The organism is Thauera sp. K11 (assembly GCF_002354895.1).
GTDB lineage: Bacteria > Pseudomonadota > Gammaproteobacteria > Burkholderiales > Rhodocyclaceae > Thauera > Thauera sinica.
This window is the reverse complement of the sequence record NZ_CP023439.1, coordinates 1,393,208-1,408,280: the sequence shown is the minus strand read 5'-3', so window position 1 is coordinate 1,408,280 and position 15,073 is coordinate 1,393,208. Positions and strand designations below refer to the sequence as shown.

The window sequence follows — 15,073 nt, the reverse complement described above, 5'->3', positions numbered from 1 at the left end:
CGACTTGACTCGCATCAATGCTGCCGGGGAGCGCGCGGGGAAAATAGTTCCACCCGCCGACCGGAGCTGCACATGACCCTGATATCCACCCTGATGACGCAGGACCATCGTGACTGCGACCACGAATTCGCGCTCGCCGAGAGCCTCGTCGCCCGCCGCGAATGGGACGCCGCCGCGAAAGCGGTCAACGCGTTTGCCGGCGCGCTCGAGACCCATTTCAACGCCGAGGAACAGAAACTCTTCCCGCGCTTCGAGGCCGTCACCGGAATGACCCACGGCCCGACCGAAGTCATGCGCGGCGAGCATGCCGAGATGCGCTCCATCGTCGCCAGCCTCAAGGACGCGCTGGCCCGGCGCGATGCGGACGATTTCGCCGGCGAGGCCGAAACCCTGCTGATCATGATGCAGCAGCACAACATGAAAGAAGAGAACATCCTCTATCCGATGTGCGACGCACGCCTGTCGGTGGAGCGCGACGCGCTGACGGAGGATCTCGGCCGCCGCATCGCCCGGAAGACGCCGGCATGAGCGCCCCCGCACGGCAGCCCGAAGGCGGCGCTCATCCTCCCTCGGGGAGGGTGGAGCAGGGGTTTCGCAGAGCATTGCTCTGCGCCTGCGGACCGGGCCGGTCGTGCAAGGCCGGCACTGCATCGCGTAGCGACAGGAGGGTAGTCCAGTGAGCACCGTCATCGTCGATGCGCGCGGCCTCGAGCCGCCGGAACCCTTCGAGCGCGCCATGGAGGCGCTGGCCGACCTGCCCCCCGGGGGGAAATGACCCTGCTGCTGGACCGCATGCCTTATCCCCTGCTCCGCATGCTGGACCGCGACGGCTATCCCCACCAGGATCTGGTGCGCGACGACGGCGTGGTCGAGATCCGCATCACCCGGCCATGAGCGGCGCCAATCCGGGCCTGTCCTACGACGACACACCGCCGTTCGCAGCACCGCTGCGCTATTTCCTCACCGCCCCGCTGTTCGGCATCGCGGCGGGCCTGCTGCTGCTCGCCGACGACGGCGTCCTGTCCTCGCGCTGGTCTCCCGGCGCGCTCGGCGCGGTCCATCTCGCGGCCACCGGCGTCATGCTGCAGGTGATGCTGGGCGCGCTGATGCAGATCCTGCCGGTGGTCGCGGGGGCATCGCTGCTCTCTCCGCTGCGCATCGCACGCATCACACACGGGTTCATCACCGCCGGCAGCATCGGCCTGAGCTGGGGACTGTGGCGCGGCCGGCCGGCCGCGACGCTGACCGGCGCGACGCTGCTGGCCGTCGGCCTGGCGGTCTTCCTGCTCGCCGCGGCGCTCGCGCTGCACCGCGCACGCGCCGCCCAGGCCCGGAGCGACACGCCGCGCGACCTCCGCCTGGCCCTCGTCGGCCTGGCCGTCGCCGTTGCGCTGGGCGTCATGCTGGCCGCCACGCTGGGGCTCGGCCTGCCGCCGCCGGTCGATCTGCCGACCCTCGTCAATCTGCACGCCGGCTGGGCGTGGATGGGCTGGGGGGCGCTGCTGGTCGCCGCAACCAGTTGGGTCGTCGTCCCGATGTTCCAGATCACGCCCGCCTATCCGCAGCGCCTGACCCGCCTGTGGGCACCGACGGTGGTCGCGCTCCTCGTGCTGTGGTCCATCGCCACCGGCATCCCGCTGCGCGGCGCAGGCATCGCGATTGCGGCCCTGCTTTGCGCACTGGCCGCCGCCTTCGGCGCCACGACGCTGCGCCTGCAGTCGCGCTCCCGCCGCAGCACGCCCGACGCCTCCTTCCTCGCCTTCAGACTCTCGATGGCCGCGGTGATGGCCGGCTCGCTCGCCGTGCTCGCCGCGCTCGCCACCGACTTGGACGCCCTGCCGCTGCTGGCCGGCGTGCTGATCCTGCATGGCGGATTCATCGGCGCGATCAGCGCCATGCTCTACAAGATCGTGCCCTTTCTCGCCTGGCTTCACCTGACCCAGGCCGGCATCAAGGCACCGAACATGAAAAAGCTGTCGCCCGACCTCCCTGTCCGGCGGCAGCTTCGCGTCCATGCCGCCGCGCTGGCGGCGCTGCTCGCCGCCGTGCTCCTTCCGCCGCTCTCCTATCTTGCGGGTGCCGCGGTCACGATCGAATTCGCCTGGCTGTTCTTCAACCTCGCGCGCATCATCCTGGCATGGCGCCGGGCGGGCGGACGATGGAATTCCATCCACGGCCCTGCGGGCAAAAAATATGTTTGACGCGCCTGCCGGGGACCTATATAGTGCGCGGCTCTCGGGGTGTAGCGCAGTCCGGTAGCGCGCTTGCTTTGGGAGCAAGATGTCGGGGGTTCGAATCCCTCCACCCCGACCAGCTCACCCCCCGGATGCCCGCAGGAATCTGCCCGTAGCTCAATTGGATAGAGCACCGGCCTTCTAAGCCGGGGGTTGCAGGTTCGATCCCTGCCGGGCAGGCCAGGAGAAGTTTCTTGGGCTTCGGTTCTACCGGGGTCCGGTAGTGGCGGCATTAGCTCAGTTGGTAGAGCACTGGATTGTGGCTCCAGGTGTCACCGGTTCGATTCCGGTATGTCGCCCCAGCAAATCGAAGGGCTGTGGATGGTCATCCACGGCCCTTTTCCATTTCATTGTCTGCCCGCCACTTTACAGTTTTCGCAATTTGGATCGGGGAATGATCGTCTTGTCACCACCCGAATTCCGCTCGGCTCAGCGGAAGTCCGGGAGCGCCACCTTTTTCTCGGCCCGGCTCCGGCCTGCATCCACTCGGGCGACATGAGCCGCGCCGCTCCTGCCCAGCCGTTTCGGGGCATCGGCTTGCTGCTGTCCCGCGATTCTGCTATTAAGTCCGCTCGTTCCAATCACCAACCTACGGAAGTCGATTCATGGCTGAAGATACCCTGCACAAACAATTCCCGCCGTACGTCCCCGCCGCTGGCGAGGAATACATGAGCGAGAAGCAGATGGCCCACTTCCGCGAAATCCTCGGCACGCTCAAGGGCGAGTTGATGGAGGACATCGAGCGCACGGTGCACACGATGCAGGACGAGGCCACCGTTTTCGCCGATCCGAACGACCGCGCCAGCCAGGAATCCGACATCGCCCTCGAACTGCGCAACCGCGACCGCGAGCGCAAGCTGATCAAGAAGATCGACGAGGCGCTGGAGCGCATCGACGCGGGCGAATACGGCTACTGTGACAGTTGCGGCGTGGAAATCGGCCTGAAGCGCCTGGAAGCGCGCCCGACGGCGACGATGTGCATCGACTGCAAGACGCTCGAGGAAATGCGCGAACGCCAGGTCGCGAAGTAAGCGGGCAAGCACCCGCAGCAAGCAAAGAAAGGGACGCGCGGGCGTCCCTTTTTTCTGGTTCCCTCGCACCTTTCCAAGGCCGATCGCCCCGACGCATGCATCCCGGCGACGGCAGCAGCCCAGACGAAAAAAGGACGCCGAAGCGTCCTTTTTTGCAGGAAGGCCAGGCGCACCGCCCGGCCCCGAAGCCTGCCTTACACGGCGCTCTCGTTCAGCAGCGCCTTCATGCTCAAGCGGATCTTGCCGCGCTCGTCGGTCTCGAGCACCTTCACGCGCACCGCCTGGCCTTCCTTGACGTAGTCGGCCACGTTGTTGACGCGCTCGTTGGCGATCTGCGAGACGTGCAGCAGGCCGTCGCGGCCCGGCATGATGTTGACGATGGCACCGAAGTCCAGCAGGCGGATGACGGTGCCATCGTACACCTTGCCCACCTCGACTTCGGCGGTGATCGCCTCGATCCTGGCCTTCGCGGCCTGGGCGCCCTCGGCGCTGACCGACGAGATGGTGACCGAGCCGTCGTCCTCGATCTCGATCACGGTGCCGGTTTCTTCCTGCAGCGCACGGATCACCGCCCCGCCCTTGCCGATCACGTCGCGGATCTTCTCGGGGTTGATCTTCATGTTGAGCATGCGCGGCGCGTATTCCGACACTTCGCCGCGCGACTGGGCCAGGGACTGTTTCATCAGGCCGAGGATGTGGAGGCGGCCGGTCTTGGCCTGCTCCAGCGCGGCCTGCATGATTTCCCTGGTGATGCCCTGGATCTTGATGTCCATCTGCAGGCCGGTCACGCCATTGACCGTGCCGGCGACCTTGAAGTCCATGTCGCCCAGATGGTCCTCGTCGCCGAGGATGTCGGTCAGCACCGCGAAGCGGTTGCCTTCCTTGATCAGGCCCATGGCGATGCCGGCCACGTGATCCTTCAGCGGCACGCCCGCGTCCATCATCGCCAGCGAACCGCCGCAGACCGAAGCCATCGACGACGAGCCGTTCGACTCGGTGATCTCCGACACGACGCGGACGGTGTAGGAGAATTCCTCGGCCTTCGGCAGCATCGCCACCAGCGAACGCTTGGCCAGGCGGCCGTGGCCGACTTCGCGGCGCTTGGTGACGCCGAAACGGCCGGTCTCGCCGGTGCAGAACGGCGGGAAGTTGTAGTGGAGCATGAAGCGCTCCTTGTACTCGCCGCCGATCGCGTCGATGATCTGCTCGTCGCGGCCGGTGCCCAGCGTCGCCACCACCAGCGCCTGGGTCTCGCCGCGCGTGAACAGCGCCGAGCCGTGGGTGCGCGGCAGCACGCCGGTGCGGATCTCGATCGGACGCACCGTGCGGGTGTCGCGCCCGTCGATGCGCGGCTCGCCGTTCAGGATGCGGCTGCGGACGATGCCCGACTCGATGTTGAAGAAGATGTCCTTGATCTCGTTGGCCGACGACGGGTTGTCGACGCCTTCGGTGAGCTGGGCGGTGACGCGCTTGCGGATGTCGGCCAGGCGGTTCGAGCGCTCCTGCTTGCTGGTGATGCGGAAGGCGTCCTCCATCTCGGCCTTGGCCAGTCCGGCGACGCGCGCGATCAGTTCGTCGTTGGCCGGCGCCGGCTGCCAGTTCCATTCGGGCTTGCCGGCGACTTCGACCAGTTCGTTGATCGCCCTGATCGCCACCTGCATCTGCTCGTGGCCGAACACCACTGCGCCCAGCATCACCTGCTCAGGCAGTTCGTCGGCTTCGGACTCCACCATCAGCACCGCGGCCTGCGTACCGGCGACGACCAGGTTCATCTGGCTCGTCTCGAGCTGCGAGGCGGTCGGGTTGAGGATGTACTGGCCATCGGCGTAGCCGACGCGCGCCGCGCCGATCGGGCCGTTGAACGGAATGCCGGAGATCGCCAGGGCCGCCGACGCGCCGATCATCGCCGGGATGTCGGAGTCGATCTCGGGGTTCAGCGACAGCACGGTCACGATGACCTGCACTTCGTTGTAGAACCCTTCGGGGAAGAGCGGGCGGATCGGGCGGTCGATCAGGCGCGAGGTGAGGATTTCCTTCTCGGTCGGGCGGCCTTCGCGCTTGAAGAAGCCGCCGGGGATGCGGCCCGCGGCGTAGAACTTCTCGACGTAGTCGACGGTGAGCGGGAAGAAGTCCTGGCCCGGCTTGGCCTCCTTGGCGCCGACGACGGTGGCGAGCACCACCGTCTCATCCATGTTGACGATGACGGCGCCGCCGGCCTGGCGGGCGATCTCGCCGGTCTCGAGCGTGACGGTGTGCGCGCCGTAGGCGAAGGTTTTCTTGATTGCGGTAGGCAAGGGACGATTCCTTTATCGATGAAAGCAGCAAGCTACAACTGCATGTGCGGGAACGAAGGCCCGCGGGGAAGCATTCCGACTGCAGCCGGGCGCAGCGTGTCGCCGAAACGACAAAAGCCGGCGCGACCCGCATGGGCTCGCACCGGCTTTGCTGGCTTAGGTCGCCCTGATCGGCGCTGTCGGGCTCGTCACGGACGCAATTACTTGCGCAGGCCGAGACGCTCGATCAGATTGCGGTAGCTGTCGGCGTTACGACCCTTCAGGTAGTCCAGCAGCTTGCGGCGCTGGCTGACCATCTTCAGGAGGCCGCGGCGGGAGTGGTGATCCTTCGCGTGCTCCTTGAAGTGGGGGGCAAGACCGTTGATGCGGGCGGTCAGGAGCGCGATCTGGACTTCCGGCGAACCGGTGTCGCCCTGGGCGCGCTGGAAGTCGGAGACGATCTTCGACTTGGATGCGATATCAAGAGCCATGTGTGTCTTTACTCGTGTTTTTCTGCCAATCAGAAGCCGCGGATTATACCCCGCGCCATCCCAAAAACTCAATCGATATCATGCGGATGCGTTTCCCGCAGGGTCGGTGCCGGTGGCGATCATGCGCCTGGGCGCGAGCGTGCCGTCGGCCTGCCACAGCGCCAGTCCGAGAAAGCCCTGCGGCCCGTAGGCGCGTACCGGCCCGGGCACGTCAGGAGGCGCGATGCGCAGGGTGCGCCCCTGGAGCAGGAACCCCGCCTGCCCGGCCTCCAGGAGGACGTCGCCGAACTCCCGCACCAGCGCATCCACCGGCGCGAGCAGCGCATCGCGCCCTTCGGCGGGAGCCGCCTCCAGTCGCTCCAGCGTCACCGCGCCGGACACGTCGAACGGCCCGATGCGCGTGCGGCGCAGCCCGCACAGGTGCGCTCCGCAGCCCAACGCGGCACCGATGTCCATCGCCAGGGTGCGGATGTAGGTGCCCTTGCTGCAGGAGACGCGGATCGAGAAGCGCTCGCCGGCGAAGCCGAGCAGGTCCAGCGCGTGGATGGTCACCCGCCGCGCCGCGCGCTCCACCTCGATGCCCTCGCGGGCATATTCGTAGAGCGCCTTGCCGTCGCGCTTGAGGGCGGAATACATCGGCGGCACCTGTTCGATGTCGCCACGGAAACGCGCCAGCACCCCGGCCAGTTGCGCCTCGTCCACCGACACGGCATGCGTCGCGACGACCTTGCCGTCGGCATCGCCGCTGTCGGTCTCGACGCCGAGCTGCACCACCGCTTCGTAGGTCTTGTCGGCGTCGAGCAGCATCTGCGAGAACTTCGTCGCCTCGCCGAAAGTGAGCGGCAGCAGCCCGCTCGCCATCGGGTCCAGCGTGCCGGTGTGGCCCGCCTTGGCCGCGTTCAGCAAGCGGCGCGCCGCCTGCAGCGCGTGGTTGGAACTCAGCCCCTGCGGCTTGTCGAGCAGCAGCACGCCATCGACGATGCGGCGCACGATCCTGCGCTGCACCGCCTTGGGACGCCTGGACTTCGCCGCAGTCTCAGGCTTTGCCGCTGTCACCTTGCCCACCGCCGGACCCGGCATCGTCGTGGTGGCGCGCCTCGTCTTCGCGCACCACGTCGTCGATCAGCCTGGAGAGGCGGCTGCCCTCCTCCACCGAGCGGTCATAGTGCCAGTGCAACTCGGGCGTGGTGTGGATGCGCACCCGGCGCCCCAGCTCGCGGCGCAGGAAACCGCTGGCGCGCCGCAGCCCCTGCAGGATCTCGGGCACGTCCGCTTCGCCGGTCATGGAGGTGAAGTACACCTTGGCGTGGGCGTAGTCGGGCGTGATCTCGACGTCGGTCAGGGTGATGAAGCCGACGCGCGGGTCCTTGACTTCGAGCCGGATCAGTTCGGCCAGCTCGCGGCGGATCTGCTCCACCACGCGCTGGCTGCGGGAATACTCCTTGGGCATCGCTTACAGCGTCCTCGCCACTTCCTTGATCTCGAAGATCTCGAGCTGGTCGCCTTCCTGGATGTCGTTGTAGTTCTTGAGCTGCAGGCCGCATTCGTAGCCGGCCTTCACTTCCTTCACGTCATCCTTGAAGCGCTTGAGCGAATCGAGTTCGCCGCTCCACACCACCACGTGGTTGCGCAGCAGGCGCGCCGAGGCGCCGCGCTTGACCGTGCCTTCGAGCACGTAGCAGCCCGCCACCGAGCCGACCTTGGAGATCGTGAACACCTGGCGGATCTCGACCAGGCCGATGACCTCCTCGCGCTTCTCCGGCGCCAGCATGCCCGACAGCGCCGCCTTCACCTCGTCCACGGCGTCGTAGATGATGTTGTAGTAGCGGATGTCGACGCCGAAGCTCTCGGCCAGCTTGCGTGCGCCCGCATCGGCACGGGTGTTGAAGCCGATGATGACCGCACCCGATGCCTGTGCCAGGTTGACGTCGGATTCCGACACCGCGCCGACGCCGGCGTGGATGACGTTGACGCGGACCTCGTCGGTGGAGAGCTTCTGCAGCGACTGCACCAGCGCTTCCTGCGAACCCTGCACGTCGGCCTTGATGATGAGCGGCAGGCTCTTGACCTCGCCCTCGGCCATCTGCTCCAGCATGTTCTCGAGCTTGGCGGCCTGCTGCTTGGCGAGCTTGACGTCGCGGAACTTGCCCTGGCGGAACAGCGCGATCTCGCGCGCCTTCTTCTCGTCGACCAGCGCGATGGCTTCGTCGCCCGCCGCCGGCACGTCCGACAGGCCGAGGACCTCGACCGGGATCGACGGGCCTGCTTCGTCGACCTGCTTGCCGTTTTCGTCCAGCATCGCGCGGATGCGGCCGAAGGTGCCGCCGGCCAGCAGCACGTCGCCCTTGCGCAGGGTGCCGGACTGCACCAGCAGGGAGGCCACCGGGCCGCGGCCCTTGTCGAGGCGCGCCTCGATGATGAGGCCCTTCGCCGGCGTATCGACCGGCGCCTTCAGTTCCAGCACCTCGGCCTGCAGCAGCACCCCCTCGAGCAGTTCGTCGATGCCGGTGCCCTTCTTCGCCGACACCGGCACGAACATCACGTCGCCGCCGTAGGCTTCGGGGATCACCGACTCGGCGATCAGTTCCTGCGTCACGCGCTCGGGATTGGCTTCCGGCTTGTCGATCTTGTTGATCGCCACCACCAGCGGCACGCCGGCCGCCTTCGCGTGGTGGATCGCTTCGCGCGTCTGCGGCATCACGCCGTCATCGGCCGCCACCACCAGGATGACGATGTCGGTCGCCTTCGCGCCGCGCGCACGCATGGCGGTGAACGCCTCGTGGCCCGGGGTGTCGAGGAAGGTCAGCATGCCGCGCGCGGTCTCGACGTGATAGGCGCCGATGTGCTGCGTGATGCCGCCGGCCTCGCCCGCCGCCACCTTGGCGCGGCGGATGTAGTCGAGCAGCGAGGTCTTGCCGTGGTCGACGTGGCCCATGACGGTCACCACCGGCGCACGCGGCAGCACCTCGACGTCCCTGTGCTCCACTTCCTCGAGGAAGGCATCCGGCTCGTCCAGCTTCGCGGCGAAAGCCTTGTGGCCCATTTCCTCGACCACGATCATCGCCGTTTCCTGGTCCAGCACCTGGTTGATGGTGACCATGGACCCCATCTTCATCAGGGCCTTGATGACCTCGGTGGCCTTCACCGCCATCTTGTGCGCCAGATCGGCCACGGTGATGGTCTCGGGCACATGGACCTCGCGGACGATCGGCTCGGTGGGCGCCTGGAACGCCTGGCGCTCGTCCTGCGACCGGCCATGACGGCCGCCGCCCTTGCCGCCGCCGCGCCAGCCGCTGCCCGCGGCCGCGCCCACCTCGCCGCGCGTCTTCAGGCCGCCCCGGCGCTTCGCGCCGTCGGTCTCGCGCGCAGGCGCGGCGGGGCCACGCCTGCCGTCCTTGGCAGACTTGTCGTCGGACTTGGCCGGACGGTGCAGCGTGCCCGACGGCCCCTTGGCCGGCGCCGGCTTGGCGACTTCATCCTTCTTCTGCTGCTCGGCGCGCAGACGGGCCTCTTCCTCGGCCTTGCGCGCTTCGGCGGCGGCGCGCGCCGCGGCCTCGCGCTCCTGGCGGGCGCGCAGGTCGGCCGCCTGGCGCTCGGCCAGCGCGCGCGCGCGCATCGCCTCGCGTTCGCGGACGGCGCGTTCCTCGTCGCTCAGCAGTTCGTTGATCGATACCGGCTTCGGACGCACCAGCGTCGTGGTCGTCTTCGCGGCCGGCTTGTCATCGCCTTCGGCAACGGCAGGCTCCTCGGCAGGCGCCTCGGGCTCCGCCTCCACCTCTGCCTCGATCTCCGGCGCAGGCTCGGGTTCGGCAGCCGGCGCGGGCGCCTCGACGGCCTCGACCACCTGGGGCTGCTCGATCACGGGCTCCACCGGCGCTGCGGCGACCGGTTCTGCCACCGCCTCGACGGGCACCACCGGCTCGAGCGGCGGCAGTTCGGCCGCGGCCGGCTGCTCCGCCGGCGCCGCACCCTCGCCGGCGGCAGCGGCGGCTTCCGCCACGAGTTCGTCGCGCTTGACGAAGGTGCGCTTCTTGCGCACTTCGACCTGCACCGTACGCGCCCGCCCGGTGGAATCGGTCGAGCGGATCTCGGTCGTCTGCTTGCGCGTCAGGGTGATCTTGCCCTTGGGCTCGGTATCGCCATGCGAACGGCGCAGATACTCCAGCAGCCGTGCCTTGTCCTGTTCGGTGAGCAGGTCCGCGGGGCCTGCCTTGTCGACGCCCGCACGCTTCAACTGCTCGAGCAGCGCCGCGGCCGGCATTCTCAGTTCGCCGGCAAACTGGGTCACGCTCATTTGTTCCATTGCTGCCCTCCCATCATTCCTCGAACCAATGGGCGCGCGCGACGGAAATCAGCGCCTTGGCTCGCTCTTCGTCGATCCCGGCCATTTCGACCAGTTCGTCGACGGCGAGGTCGGCGAGGTCGTCACGGGTACGAATGCCCTTCCGGGCCAGTCCGGCGGCAAGGGATTTATCCATGCCGTCAAGGTTGAGCAGGTCGTCGGAGACGTTCTCCAACTGCTCTTCGGTGACGATCGCCTCGGTCAGCAGCACGTTGCGCGCACGGTTGCGCAGCTCGTTGACCGTGTCCTCGTCGAAGGCTTCGATCTCGAGCATCTCGGCCAGCGGCACGTAGGCGATCTCTTCGAGCGAGGAGAAGCCTTCCTCGATCAGGATGTCGGCGACTTCCTCGTCGACGTCCAGCTTTTCCATGAACAGGGCGCGCAGGCCCTGCTGCTCCTGGGCGGTCTTCTCGGCCGATTCCTGCTCGCTCATCAGGTTGATCGTCCAGGCCGTGAGTTCGGAGGCGAGCTTCACGTTCTGGCCGTTGCGGCCGATCGCGATGGCGAGGTTGTTCTCGTCGACCACCACGTCCATCGCGTGCGCTTCCTCGTCGACGACGATGGACACCACCTCGGCCGGCTGCAGCGCGGCGACCACGAACTGGGCCGGGTCCGGCGCCCACACGATGATGTCGATCTGCTCGCCGCCGATCTCGTTGCGCACCGCGGTGACGCGCGAGCCGCGCAGGCCCACGCAGGTGCCGATCGGGTCGATGCGCGGATCGTTCGACTTCACCGCGATCTTGGCGCGCAGCCCGGGGTCGCGGGCGCAAGCCTTGATCTCGAGCAGGCCGTCCTCGATCTCGGGCACCTCGAGTTCGAACAGCTTCACCAGGAACTCGGGCGCGGTGCGCGACAGGATCAATTGCGGGCCGCGGGCGCCGCGGTCGATCTTGAGCAGATAGGCTTTCACGCGATCGCCGACGCGCAGGTTCTCGCGCGGGATCTGCTGGTCGCGCGGCAGCACCGCCTCCATGCGGCCCACCTCGATGATCGCGCTGCCGCGCTCCATGCGCTTGATGGAGCCGGAGACGAGGAATTCCTTGCGGTCGAGGAAGTCGTTCAGCACCTGTTCGCGCTCGGCGTCGCGGATCTTCTGCAGGATGACCTGCTTGGCGGCCTGCGCGCCGATGCGGCCGAAGTCGATCGGCTCGAGCTGTTCCTCGATGTACTGGCCGAGCTGGATGTCGGGATCGATCTCGCGCGCATCGATGATGCCCATCTCGGCCTCGTCGTTGGTGACCTCCTCGTCGGGCATCACCACCCAGCGCCGGAACGACTGGTGATCGCCCGTCTCGCGGTCGATCGACACCACCACGTCGGCATCGTCGTGGATGCGCTTCTTGGTCGCGGAGGCCAGCGCGGACTCGAGCGCGGCAAACACGATGTCCTTGGCGACGTTCTTTTCCCGTGCCAGCGCATCGACAAGCAGCAGAATTTCGCGGCTCATTTCAGTAAAACCTCCACTTCCACAGTCTCAGAATTTGGGTACAAGGCGTGCCTTTTCGATGTCGTCGAACGGGAACAGCATCTCGCCCTTGTCGGTGGCGAGTACCACGGCGCCATCGCGCACCCCCTCGAGCACACCGACGAAATTACGCTGGTTGTTGATGGGCAGCGACACGCGCAACTGGATCTCGCTGCCGGCGAAGCGCTCGAAGTCGGCAAGCTTCTTGAGCGGGCGGTCCAGCCCCGGCGAGGACACCTCGAGCCGGTCGTAATCGACGTTTTCCACCTCGAACACGCGCTGCAACTGGTTGCTGACGGTGGCGCAGTCATCGACGGTGATGCCGCGCTCGACGTCGATGAAGACGCGCAGCAACCGCCCCTTGGGGGAGAACTCGACATCCACGAGTTCGAAGCCCAGCCCGGTCACGACCTGTTCGATCAGTTTCTCGATTCCTGCCCGCATCACCACCACCCGCGCCACAAATAAAAAATGGGCGAAACGCCCATTCCTGCCGACCACGCCGAATTCCGCCGGTCACCGAATTCCGCTGGCCACAACTGGATGACAGATCGCCCGCCAAATGCGTCCGATAAGCCACATTCAGAAAAACCATCCATCAAAGCCGACTGATTATAGCTTCAAAACCGAAAGCCGGGCAAACTCGGGTGGCACAGGCCGCCCGGCGGCGGATGGGCGAGGCAGGCGCGGCGTTTTCAGCGCGCCCGGGGCATGGTGTGGTGCAGCTTGGGAGGACGCTTGTCGCGCTCGTCCGGCCGGCGCTGGGGCACCGGGACGCCGGCCAGCCTGCAGGCGTCGGCCTCGGGCATCTCCATCCACATCCCGCGCTTGAGCCGCGCGGGCAGTTCGACCGGGCCGTAGCGGACGCGCATCAGGCGGCTCACGGTGAGGCCGACCGACTCGAACATGCGCCGCACCTCGCGGTTGCGCCCTTCCGAGATGGTGACACGATACCAGTGGTTCGCGCCTTCCCCGCCTTCGTCGCGCAGGCCGTTGAAACGCGCCACGCCGTCCTCGAGCTGGATGCCCTCGGTGAGCGAACGGGCCTGCTCCTCGGTCAGTTCGCCGAGCACGCGCACCGCGTATTCGCGCTCCAGTTCGTAGCGGGGGTGCATCAGCCGGTTGGCGAGTTCGCCGTCGTTGGTGAACAGCAGCAGGCCCGAGGTCGTGAAGTCCAGCCGCCCCACCGCCAGCCAGCGCCCCTTGCGCAGCACGGGCAGGCGCTCGAACACGGTCGGGCGGCCTTCGGGATCGTCGCGCGACACGATCTCGCCCTCGGGCTTGTGATAGATCAGCACGCGCGGCGTGCGCTGGGCGAAGCGCAGCGGGATCAGCTTGCCGTTGAGCTTGACGCGGTCGCCCGGGCCGATCTTCTGCCCCAGCGAGGCCGGCAGCCCGTTCACCGAGATGCGGCCGGCGATCACCAGTTCCTCGATCTCGCGCCGCGACGCCACGCCCGCCTGGGCGAGCACCTTCTGCAGGCGCTCGGGTTCGGCCAGCACGGTCGGGGCGTTGCGTCCGCCGCCCTGCCCCCGCCTGCCCGCGCCGCGCGCGGGACGCTCGCCGCGCTCCGGGCGGCCGAGCGCGGACTGGTGCGCATCGGGCCGCGACTCGGCATTCCCGTCCTCGCGCGGCTCGCCGCCCTTTCGTGCGCCGCGCGGCGCGCGCGGCCCCCTCGGGTCGGCGTTCAGGTGGGCGTCGCGGCCGCGCGGCTGCGCATCCTCGTCGCGCTGTCCGCGGTCGCCGGCGCCCCCCCCGCGCCGCGGCCCGTCGCTGCGGTCGAGGATCTCGATCGCCTCAGGCTTCTTCTTCAGGGGCGGCCGCAGCGGCCGGTTCGATTTGCGAGGTGTCGACAAGATCCATGATCCTTTCTATTTCGGTCAGCGCAGGCAGTTCGGTCAGGCTGCGCAGCCCCATGTCGTCGAGAAAGCGCCGCGTGGTCGCGAACAGCGCGGGCCGGCCGGGCGTGTCGCGGTGGCCGACGACATCGATCCAGCCGCGCGATTCCAGTGTCTTCAGGACGTTGGGCGACACCGCGACGCCGCGGATGTCCTCGATGTCGCCGCGCGTCACCGGCTGGCGGTAGGCGATGATCGCCAGCGTTTCCATCACCGCGCGCGAGTAGCGCGGCGGTTTCTCTTCCTTGAGCCGGTCCAGGTAGACCTGATATTGCGGCCGCGTCTGGAAGCGCCAGCCGCTCGCCAGTTGCACCAGTTCCACGCCGCGGCCCGCAGCGGCCCATTCGGCGCGCAGTTCGTCCAGCAGCCGGCGCACCGTCTCCGGCCCCGGGTCTTCGTCGAACAGCCGGCGCAGGTCCGACACCGCCAGCGGCGCCGGCGTCGCCAGCAGGGCGGCCTCGATGATGCGCAGCCAGGCTTCAGGCGTCGTCGCGGGTTCCATCGGCCAGTTTCACGTAGATGGGCGCAAAAGCCTCGTTCTGGGTCACTTCGACCAGCTTTTCCTTGACCAGCTCGAGCACGGCGAGAAAGCTCACCACCAGCCCGGGCGCGCCGAGACCGACGTCGAACAGCGTGTCGAACACGACATAGGCGCCGTCCTGCAGCCTGCGCAGGATGGACGTCATGTGCTCGCGTACCGACAGTTGTTCGCGGCCGACACGGTGGTGCTGCGTCAGCCGCGCCTTCTTCATGATGCGCAGCCAGGCCAGTTGCAGGTCGTGCAGGCTCACCTCGGGCTGGCGCTCCACCACCTTTTCGGCGACGAACACGCCCACCCACTCGAAGTCGCGCTCGGCCCGCGGCAACTGCTCGAGCCGCGCGGCGGCGAGCTTCATCTGTTCGTACTCGATCAGGCGGCGCACCAGTTCGGCGCGAGGGTCCTCTTCCTCGGCGCCGTCGCGCGGCGGGCGCGGCAGCAGCATGCGGGACTTGATCTCGAGCAGCACCGCCGCCATCAGCAGGTACTCGGCCGCCAGTTCCAGGTTCGACGCCCGCATCGCCTCGACGTATTCCAGATACTGCGCCGTCAGCGGCGCCATCGGAATGTCGAGCACGTTGAGGTTGGCCTTGCGGATCAGGTACAGCAGCAGATCCAGCGGCCCCTCGAAGGCTTCGAGGAAGACCTGCAGCGCGTCGGGCGGAATATACAGGTCTTTCGGCAGTTCGAGCAGGGGCTCGCCATACAGCCGCGCCACCGTGTCGAGCCCGGCCGCGGATTCGAGCGGCACCAGTTCCAGCGGGAGGTTCATGCGCGCACGGCGGCAGAGCGCCGTTC

13 protein-coding genes, 3 tRNA genes and 1 pseudogene are annotated in these 15,073 nt (G+C 67.7%); 7 read left to right on the top strand and 10 right to left on the bottom strand.

The features are described from left to right. The first annotated feature begins 72 nt into the window (after window positions 1-72). From CCZ27_RS06200 to dksA, 7 genes and pseudogenes are all read left to right on the top strand, one after another. Window positions 73-528 carry a hemerythrin domain-containing protein gene (locus tag CCZ27_RS06200; RefSeq protein ID WP_096446521.1) on the top strand — a complete coding sequence of 152 codons (456 nt, stop codon included), beginning with the start codon at window positions 73-75 and terminating at the stop codon, window positions 526-528. 148 nt (window positions 529-676) lie between these two features. Then, window positions 677-894 (top strand): annotated as a pseudogene (locus CCZ27_RS06195) (DUF2249 domain-containing protein). Then, window positions 891-2,201: a hypothetical protein gene (locus tag CCZ27_RS06190; RefSeq protein ID WP_096446519.1), complete on the top strand. Its 1,311-nt coding sequence runs from the start codon at window positions 891-893 to the stop codon at window positions 2,199-2,201. The pseudogene CCZ27_RS06195 and the gene CCZ27_RS06190 overlap by 4 nt, the downstream one beginning before the upstream one ends. A gap of 35 nt (window positions 2,202-2,236) precedes the next feature. Then, window positions 2,237-2,313 (top strand) — tRNA-Pro (locus CCZ27_RS06185). A gap of 27 nt (window positions 2,314-2,340) precedes the next feature. Next, window positions 2,341-2,417, top strand: a tRNA-Arg gene (locus CCZ27_RS06180). A 43-nt stretch (window positions 2,418-2,460) separates the two neighbouring features. Further along, a tRNA-His gene (locus tag CCZ27_RS06175) sits at window positions 2,461-2,536 on the top strand. 303 nt (window positions 2,537-2,839) lie between these two features. Further along, a complete protein-coding gene (dksA, locus tag CCZ27_RS06170; RefSeq protein WP_096446517.1) occupies window positions 2,840-3,265 on the top strand; it encodes an RNA polymerase-binding protein DksA in 426 nt (141 codons plus the stop codon). 194 nt (window positions 3,266-3,459) lie between these two features. On the opposite strand, the gene pnp is transcribed toward dksA, so the two are convergent. The 10 genes from pnp to CCZ27_RS06120 form a co-directional block, all read right to left on the bottom strand. Next, the gene (gene pnp / locus CCZ27_RS06165) at window positions 3,460-5,559 is read right to left on the bottom strand and encodes a polyribonucleotide nucleotidyltransferase (protein ID WP_096446515.1); all 2,100 of its coding nucleotides are present in this window, start codon (window positions 5,557-5,559) and stop codon (window positions 3,460-3,462) included. A gap of 200 nt (window positions 5,560-5,759) precedes the next feature. After that, window positions 5,760-6,029 carry a 30S ribosomal protein S15 gene (gene rpsO, locus CCZ27_RS06160; RefSeq protein WP_004322624.1) on the bottom strand — a complete coding sequence of 90 codons (270 nt, stop codon included), beginning with the start codon at window positions 6,027-6,029 and terminating at the stop codon, window positions 5,760-5,762. Between the two features lie 78 nt (window positions 6,030-6,107). Further along, complete coding sequence (gene truB / locus CCZ27_RS06155; protein WP_096446513.1) at window positions 6,108-7,109, bottom strand: tRNA pseudouridine(55) synthase TruB; 1,002 nt, start codon at window positions 7,107-7,109, stop codon at window positions 6,108-6,110. Next, window positions 7,066-7,479 (bottom strand): 30S ribosome-binding factor RbfA, encoded by a 414-nt coding sequence (rbfA, locus tag CCZ27_RS06150; RefSeq protein WP_096446511.1) that lies wholly within the window; start codon window positions 7,477-7,479, stop codon window positions 7,066-7,068. Before rbfA ends, truB begins: the two co-directional genes overlap by 44 nt. A gap of 3 nt (window positions 7,480-7,482) precedes the next feature. Beyond that, complete coding sequence (gene infB / locus CCZ27_RS06145; protein ID WP_096446509.1) at window positions 7,483-10,332, bottom strand: translation initiation factor IF-2; 2,850 nt, start codon at window positions 10,330-10,332, stop codon at window positions 7,483-7,485. 13 nt (window positions 10,333-10,345) lie between these two features. Continuing rightward, entirely contained in the window at window positions 10,346-11,821 is a 1,476-nt protein-coding gene (gene nusA / locus CCZ27_RS06140) for a transcription termination factor NusA (protein ID WP_096446507.1), read from the bottom strand. 27 nt (window positions 11,822-11,848) lie between these two features. Continuing rightward, the gene (rimP, locus tag CCZ27_RS06135) at window positions 11,849-12,283 is read right to left on the bottom strand and encodes a ribosome maturation factor RimP (protein ID WP_096452255.1); all 435 of its coding nucleotides are present in this window, start codon (window positions 12,281-12,283) and stop codon (window positions 11,849-11,851) included. Between the two features lie 251 nt (window positions 12,284-12,534). Continuing rightward, complete coding sequence (gene rluB / locus CCZ27_RS06130; RefSeq protein ID WP_096446505.1) at window positions 12,535-13,695, bottom strand: 23S rRNA pseudouridine(2605) synthase RluB; 1,161 nt, start codon at window positions 13,693-13,695, stop codon at window positions 12,535-12,537. Then, window positions 13,637-14,239: an SMC-Scp complex subunit ScpB gene (scpB, locus tag CCZ27_RS06125; protein WP_096452253.1), complete on the bottom strand. Its 603-nt coding sequence runs from the start codon at window positions 14,237-14,239 to the stop codon at window positions 13,637-13,639. The genes rluB and scpB overlap by 59 nt, the downstream gene beginning before the upstream one ends. Further along, the gene (locus CCZ27_RS06120; protein WP_096446503.1) at window positions 14,217-15,047 is read right to left on the bottom strand and encodes a segregation and condensation protein A; all 831 of its coding nucleotides are present in this window, start codon (window positions 15,045-15,047) and stop codon (window positions 14,217-14,219) included. The genes scpB and CCZ27_RS06120 overlap by 23 nt, the downstream gene beginning before the upstream one ends. Window positions 15,048-15,073 lie beyond the last annotated feature (26 nt).

Excerpts from the sequence above, each read along its gene's own strand:
- CCZ27_RS06200 (WP_096446521.1), top strand. The coding sequence starts at position 73 with ATGACCCTGATATCCACCCTGATGACGCAGGACCATCGTGACTGCGAC.
- CCZ27_RS06190 (WP_096446519.1), top strand. The coding sequence starts at position 891 with ATGAGCGGCGCCAATCCGGGCCTGTCCTACGACGACACACCGCCGTTC.
- dksA (WP_096446517.1), top strand. The coding sequence starts at position 2,840 with ATGGCTGAAGATACCCTGCACAAACAATTCCCGCCGTACGTCCCCGCC.
- rpsO (WP_004322624.1), bottom strand. The coding sequence starts at position 6,029 with ATGGCTCTTGATATCGCATCCAAGTCGAAGATCGTCTCCGACTTCCAG.
- truB (WP_096446513.1), bottom strand. The coding sequence starts at position 7,109 with ATGCCGGGTCCGGCGGTGGGCAAGGTGACAGCGGCAAAGCCTGAGACT.
- rbfA (WP_096446511.1), bottom strand. The coding sequence starts at position 7,479 with ATGCCCAAGGAGTATTCCCGCAGCCAGCGCGTGGTGGAGCAGATCCGC.
- infB (WP_096446509.1), bottom strand. The coding sequence starts at position 10,332 with ATGGAACAAATGAGCGTGACCCAGTTTGCCGGCGAACTGAGAATGCCG.
- nusA (WP_096446507.1), bottom strand. The coding sequence starts at position 11,821 with ATGAGCCGCGAAATTCTGCTGCTTGTCGATGCGCTGGCACGGGAAAAG.
- rimP (WP_096452255.1), bottom strand. The coding sequence starts at position 12,283 with ATGCGGGCAGGAATCGAGAAACTGATCGAACAGGTCGTGACCGGGCTG.
- scpB (WP_096452253.1), bottom strand. The coding sequence starts at position 14,239 with ATGGAACCCGCGACGACGCCTGAAGCCTGGCTGCGCATCATCGAGGCC.
- CCZ27_RS06120 (WP_096446503.1), bottom strand. The coding sequence starts at position 15,047 with ATGAACCTCCCGCTGGAACTGGTGCCGCTCGAATCCGCGGCCGGGCTC.